At 43.8% G+C, this 4606-nt stretch carries 4 protein-coding genes; 1 reads left to right on the top strand and 3 read right to left on the bottom strand.

The window, feature by feature from the left end; all coding sequences use genetic code 11:
• Positions 1-71: 71 nt before the first annotated feature.
• The 3 genes from R7F07_RS24390 to R7F07_RS24380 all read right to left on the bottom strand — a co-directional run bounded on the left by R7F07_RS24390 (position 72) and on the right by R7F07_RS24380 (position 3695).
• A complete protein-coding gene (locus R7F07_RS24390) occupies positions 72-3077 on the bottom strand; it encodes a Tn3 family transposase (RefSeq protein ID WP_140116173.1) in 3006 nt (1001 codons plus the stop codon).
• A gap of 83 nt (positions 3078-3160) precedes the next feature.
• On the bottom strand, positions 3161-3460 hold the full coding sequence (locus tag R7F07_RS24385; RefSeq protein ID WP_016151372.1) for a type II toxin-antitoxin system RelE/ParE family toxin: 300 nt from the start codon (positions 3458-3460) through the stop codon (positions 3161-3163).
• The gene (locus tag R7F07_RS24380) at positions 3453-3695 is read right to left on the bottom strand and encodes a type II toxin-antitoxin system ParD family antitoxin (RefSeq protein ID WP_016151373.1); all 243 of its coding nucleotides are present in this window, start codon (positions 3693-3695) and stop codon (positions 3453-3455) included. The genes R7F07_RS24385 and R7F07_RS24380 overlap by 8 nt, the downstream gene beginning before the upstream one ends.
• A gap of 195 nt (positions 3696-3890) precedes the next feature.
• Between R7F07_RS24380 and R7F07_RS24375 the strand changes: the two genes are divergently transcribed.
• On the top strand, positions 3891-4526 hold the full coding sequence (locus tag R7F07_RS24375) for a recombinase family protein (protein ID WP_161755305.1): 636 nt from the start codon (positions 3891-3893) through the stop codon (positions 4524-4526).
• The last annotated feature ends 80 nt before the right edge of the window (positions 4527-4606 follow it).

Here is a 4606-nt window from a genome sequence, read left to right as displayed (position 1 = left end):
CCGTATGAAATGGTGAATTTATCATCTCAGAACTAACGGCTGAGTGATAGGGAGGAAGTCCATTCCATACGCTAAGCAAAATCTTCCTGTTCTGACGGCTGTTTAAGCGGTCTTAACTCACCATTTAAAACCTGTTCGGTCAATGTAAATGAGTAATGCCCCAACATATTCACATGTTTATGGCTGAGTGGTGATAGTCTTGCAATGTCTTCATCTTTTAGTGTTTCACCTTGTCGTTCTACGTGCTCTAATGCAGCTTGCATATAGATGGTATTCCACAGCACAACGGCATTAGTGACTAAGCCAAGCGAACCCAATTGATCTTCTTGCCCTTCTCGGTAACGTTTGCGGATTTCACCGCGTTGACCGTGACAAATAGCTCTGGCAACGGCATGACGACTTTCGCCTCGGTTTAATTGGGTTAGTATTCTGCGTCGATAGTCTTCATCATCGATGTAATTCAGTAAATATAATGTCTTATTGATACGACCAGCTTCGATAATGGCCTGAGCAAGACTCGATGGTCGGTCACTTTTGAGCAACGACCGAATCAGTTCTGATGCCTGCACTTTTCCCAGTTTAAGAGAGCCTGCTATACGCATCATGTCATCCCAGTGAAGCTCTATTTTTTGTGGATTTACGCAGTTTCGTGCTAGCTCATCGAGTACACCGTAATCCGCTTCTTTATCTACGCGCCAAAATACCGATTCGCCTGCATCGGCTAACCTTGGCGAGAACTGATATCCCAATAACCAGAATAAGCCGAAGACCATGTCACTGGCTCCTGCTGTATCTGTCATGATTTCAGTAGGGTTTAATCCGGTTTGCTGTTCCAATAACCCTTCGAGTACGAATATGGAATCTCGTAGTGTTCCTGGTATAACGATTCCGTGAAATCCAGAAAACTGATCGGAGACGAAGTTATACCATGTGATACCACGGCTGGAGCCAAAGTATTTTCGGTTCGCACCTGAATTGACGGTTCTTATTGGTGTGATAAATCGCATCCCATCAGCAGAGGCAACTTCACCTCCGCCCCAATGCTTAGCTAGTGCAAGAGTAGACTGAAAATCGACCAGTTTCGCGTTGGCTTTTACTAACGTTTCAGCACGTAAATAATTTTGTTTAACCCAACTGAGTCGGTGTCTGGTTAAAGCAGGGATATGAGACTTTATCAGTGGCTCAAGGCCGATATTGCAAGCTTCGGACAGTAACACGGCGCAGATACTTACCGTTAAATCATTGGCACGTGCGTTAGATTCGCTAATATGAGTGAATTCATCGGCAAAGCCAGTATGAGCATTGACTTCAAGTAGTAGTTCTGTGAGGTCTACGGCAGGAAGTAACGCCTCAACTTGTTTGGATAATCCCTGTAAGCTCGGAGGGTTATCTAGTCTATCAATATTTGTGATGGTCAGAGCTGGTCGTTTCCCCGAGATATCAATATCCACCGAACCATTATCGTCAAAATTTGCGGCAACCTGATGATAGGTTGTATCCAGTTGCCTGACTAACGCATCGATGGCTTCTTTTGCGTTTAGCGGATGTCCCAGTGATCGACAGACCTGAATTCGGTTGGACTGCCACTCTTGCCCCTGCAAAAGTTTGGCTCTCGGATCGCCCCAGCGATCGCTGTTTTCGACATAGATATCTCGTCGGCGCAAGCTATCCTGTAATTTATCCAAAAAACACAGTGTGTAGCCTCGTTTAGTCACCCGACCACCTTTATCTAATACCAATCGCTTCCATGGATTAGATACGATATCCACTGGCGCATCATCAAGAATTTGTTTTTTTGAGTCGAGTAATTGCGCTAAGTACTGGTGAACTTCAAGCGTTTTGTCTCCCGCAGGAGCGGCGGAAAATTCGATATCACGGAGCAGTTTTGGTAGAAAACGCCGAACTCGCCCGTACTGTTCAACCATCTCTTCATGAAAATTGTCATCATAAGGTCGGGCTAACTCGTGTACGGTAGAAATAGATTGCGCTAGCTTTTCCCGTGAAAATTTAGCAAAGATTGACGGACGTAGCGACTCATCATCTAAGTTGTCGTCTAGCAGCAGAGCACAAACTTTAGCTAAAGCCAGTGCAGATTTATCCAAATCTTTTAGAGTACGAAGACGCTTTTTCTGTCCTAATTTCTTCGCTTCGCCAGCGATATTTGTAATCAAAAGATCCAGTACATCCAACGCTTCATCTAATGCAATAATTTCATAGGCTTTCACAAAAGCCACGAGTATCGCAGTACGCTTAGTCTCCGGCATACGGCCTATTTTGTATGCCGAGATCATTCCAGCATGACGGGCAATATGTTTAAACCGGACGGGAGGAATACCAGTAAAATCCAGTTCAGTTATTCCATAGGTTTGAAGTGCTTTGTAACGTTCAATAGCCTCATTAAATGCAGGGCCACTGACATTGACCGGCCCCTTACGAAAACGGTCGAAGTGTGTTGTTCTGGCTGCTTCAGGAATTTGTAGTAAGGAATCCAACCTAGCTTGCTGATCCGAATTTGGGAGACTGGATAGTTGCTGCCACAATCGGTTTTCTGCTCGGTCTCTGATTTGTGAAATTAAACGGGTTAAAGTTGATGCGCCTGGTAAAAGGATTTTATGTTGGATCAGCCATCCGGTCGCTAAATCAAACAGTAAACTCGGGCGTTCATTACTGATCCAACTCCGGCTATAGAGAAGGCGGGATAACCGGAATGACCACGGCCAAACAAACTCACGATAACCATACTGATTGCGGATCAGAGCGGTATGCTCGCGGCGTGTGGTTTCGCGCTGAGAATAGTCAGACAAAATACCAATATTGGTTATATTCAGTTGCCTTGCGACAAACCATTGGGTATTCGTTGGGATTTGATTTAAATCGATCAAGAAAGTACCAAGAAAGCGAACACAACCTAATTGCAGCGCAACTCCAAATCGATTGTGTTCACCACGTCTTTGTGTAACAAAAGCTAAGTCAGCCTCGTCCAAATGGAAGTACCGCGCCAATTGAACATCATTCGGCTCCCCATTAAATTGCCCGTAACTATTTTTTTGTTCAGTGGTTAAAAAATCTACGGGCATAGCCAAAACCTCTTATTGGTTACACAAACTCAAATCAGTGACGTATTGTTTTCCCATTTCCGGCATGTAAGCCATGAGGAATTTTAATAAATATCTGGATGGAAATGCCGCAATGGTTCCATCTGCTGATGAAGAATACGGATTATGTAAATACTATGAGGTTGTGGGCGATAAAAAATAGCATGTTTATGGTGATCGTGGCGGCGAAGCCCTTCGGCAATTTCGGGGCACTCGTAACCCATCAAAGGTTGTTCTGCAAGCGTTAGCAAAACGTCATGCATACTGTCTGTATAAGCATCCGCTTGCTCTATGCCAAAGTTCAATAGGGTGTATTCAAAGATATGCTCAAAGTCTTCTGCGGCGAGGTTGGAAAGTTTATACATTGTGTCTCTGCTTTACTTTAGTCGCAATGTCATGAAGTGATAATGAGCATTGACCACTCTGCTCTCCGGCTTCAATCGCCATTTTTAGAGCCGTGGTTTGTTTCTCTTGCCTTTCGAGTAGCCGCAATGCAGAACGAACTACTTCGCTTGTTGAGCCATAGCGACCAGTCGCTATGAGTTGGCCGACAAACTCATCTAGCTGAGACCCAATCGTAACACTAGTTGTGCGTGACATATTTCCACCTACATGTGTGAATAATTAACACACCAATAATAGGTCAACTAAAATTCAAAATCAAATCACGATCTTCGTATGACAATGAAGTATACCCTATGATCACAGATAAAAAGTGGCAGTTTTTATATATTTGTCATAACCTATATGACACACCACGTTAGATCATAACTTAAATGTCACTTAGGGCAGATTATGTACATCTTCGGCTACCTTAGAGCATCAACAAGCGACCAAAATGCAAAACGAGCGCAGAGTACCTTACAGAAGTTTGTACAGGATAAAGGATTTCGTATTGCTGGATGGTACATTGAAAATGAATCAGGTGCTTCTCTGCAAAGACCTGAACTTCTTCGTTTACTTGATGATGCTGCGAAAGGCGATGCAATCATCATTGAACAGATAGACAGGCTTTCTCGTCTGGATGAGAAAAGCTGGTTCACCTTAAAAGAAATGCTGCACGAAAAAGAACTCAAAGTGATTAGCCTGGATTTGCCAACCAGTCATATTGCATTCTCTCCCCAAATCACCGATGAATTTACTGGATCGATGATCAAAGCGATAAATAGCATGATGATGGATATGCTAGCTGCTATCGCGAGAAAAGATTACCAAGATCGCCGCCGTCGTCAGGCTGAAGGAATAAAGAAAGCCAAAGAGGAAGGGAAATACAGAGGGCGACAAGCCGATTCAGATCTACACGAAAAAATCTATCAGCTACGAGTTGTCAACAAGCTGAGTATCAGTGATACCGCCAAACTTACCAATGTTTCAGATCGTACAGTAATTCGGGTGGCGAAGAAGTTGGCAAGTGAGCGTTCAGCGGGGTAAAAAGCTTAGCGTATGGAATGGACTTCCTCCCTATCACTCAGCCGTTAGTTCTGAGATGATAAATTCACCATTTCATACGG

Origin of the sequence: Vibrio sp. YT-16 (genome assembly GCF_033337405.1) — a bacterium.
Classification (GTDB): domain Bacteria; phylum Pseudomonadota; class Gammaproteobacteria; order Enterobacterales; family Vibrionaceae; genus Vibrio; species Vibrio alginolyticus.
This window is presented reverse-complemented; position numbering and strand designations above follow the sequence as displayed.

Coding starts and splice junctions, on each gene's coding strand:
- R7F07_RS24390 (WP_140116173.1), bottom strand. CDS start 3,077: ATGCCCGTAGATTTTTTAACCACTGAACAAAAAAATAGTTACGGGCAA.
- R7F07_RS24385 (WP_016151372.1), bottom strand. CDS start 3,460: ATGTATAAACTTTCCAACCTCGCCGCAGAAGACTTTGAGCATATCTTT.
- R7F07_RS24380 (WP_016151373.1), bottom strand. CDS start 3,695: ATGTCACGCACAACTAGTGTTACGATTGGGTCTCAGCTAGATGAGTTT.
- R7F07_RS24375 (WP_161755305.1), top strand. CDS start 3,891: ATGTACATCTTCGGCTACCTTAGAGCATCAACAAGCGACCAAAATGCA.